Here is a 260-nt window from a genome sequence, read left to right on the forward strand (position 1 = left end):
CCGCCACGACAGCGGAAGAGCTCTTCGACTGAGACGCCCACGACCGTCACGGCCCCGGCAGTGCGCTGGGGCCTTTGATCGCCATCACACTTCACAAGCGCACAAGCATGGGCACAAAAAAAGGGGGAGAAGACCACGAAAGCCCTCTCCCCCTCCAAAACAAACCGTGGCAGCAACCTACTCTCCCACCCCACCACAGGGCAGTACCATCAGCGCAAGGAGACTTAACGACCGGGTTCGGAATGAGACCGGGTGTGACC

The 260-nt window shown here is 60.8% G+C and carries 1 rRNA gene; it reads right to left on the reverse strand.

Annotated features, from left to right (window positions below):
- Window positions 1-164: 164 nt before the first annotated feature.
- Window positions 165-260: ribosomal RNA gene (rrf, locus tag ADL05_RS06030) — 5S ribosomal RNA — on the reverse strand; the annotation flags it as partial.

The sequence above is a fragment of the Nocardiopsis sp. NRRL B-16309 genome, from assembly GCF_001279585.1.
Taxonomy (GTDB): domain Bacteria; phylum Actinomycetota; class Actinomycetes; order Streptosporangiales; family Streptosporangiaceae; genus Nocardiopsis.